Origin of the sequence: Candidatus Nitrosarchaeum limnium BG20, from assembly GCF_000241145.1 — an archaeon.
In the GTDB taxonomy this organism is placed as follows: domain Archaea; phylum Thermoproteota; class Nitrososphaeria; order Nitrososphaerales; family Nitrosopumilaceae; genus Nitrosarchaeum; species Nitrosarchaeum limnae.
The window spans coordinates 1-747 of sequence record NZ_AHJG01000198.1; the positions used below are offsets into that span (position 1 = coordinate 1).

The 747-nt window shown below is 34.0% G+C and carries 2 protein-coding genes; both read right to left on the minus strand.

What is annotated here, in order from left to right; all coding sequences use genetic code 11:
• Positions 1 to 59: 59 nt before the first annotated feature.
• The gene (locus BG20_RS12415; protein WP_157999285.1) at positions 60 to 200 is read right to left on the minus strand and encodes a hypothetical protein; all 141 of its coding nucleotides are present in this window, start codon (positions 198 to 200) and stop codon (positions 60 to 62) included.
• Between the two features lie 103 nt (positions 201 to 303).
• On the minus strand, positions 304 to 747 hold a 444-nt coding region (locus BG20_RS07260), incomplete at its 5' end, for a plastocyanin/azurin family copper-binding protein (protein ID WP_048097145.1).

Sequence of the window (747 nt, forward strand, 5' to 3'; positions counted from 1 at the left end):
AATAATTTTTGAAAATTTTTTGAAAACGTGAGGATTTAGAAAAAAGGGAATGAAATTACTCAGTATCTAGGTAAACCATCGTCTTTGAGTTTCTTCCATCTCTTTTGTTCAGCAACTGCCTTTGCAGACAGATAGTTTGGAGGATTATTCATAGCCCTTGCCATCTTCTTCTTTCTTGCTTCCATTTGACCAGGTGTCATTGATCTCTCTCCTCAAAATAACATTTTGAAATATTCATACTAAAATCGATGAATCAGAGAATTATTTGTATATAATTTCGAGACTGTGGCATGCCTTGTGAAATTAATTGATAGTAAGAGTTCCCTTCATACCTGCTTCATAATGCCCAGGTATGTGACAACCTATAATGTAAGAACCAGTTTTGAGGTCAATGACATCACTTTCAGCTGTTTGACCTGCTGGGGTATGATCTATTTCAAAGATAATGTTTTTTGCTATAGTTTCCTCATCTTCTGCCAATTCTGCCTTGTCTACTATTTCTTTTTTGGAAACATCATAAACTACCAATTCATGTTCACCCACGCCATTGTTTATCATTACAAATTTTGTCATTCCTGAATTAATTTGAATTTCAGACGGTACAAATTTTAATTCAGTTGCGTCTACTGTAACAATCTGCACACCATCTATCATCTTGACATAGTATGGTAGTGTTGTTTCAGATTTTTCATTTTCTTCACCAACTTCATTTTCTGATTCTGGTTTGTTTTGAATGCTGTTTACAAT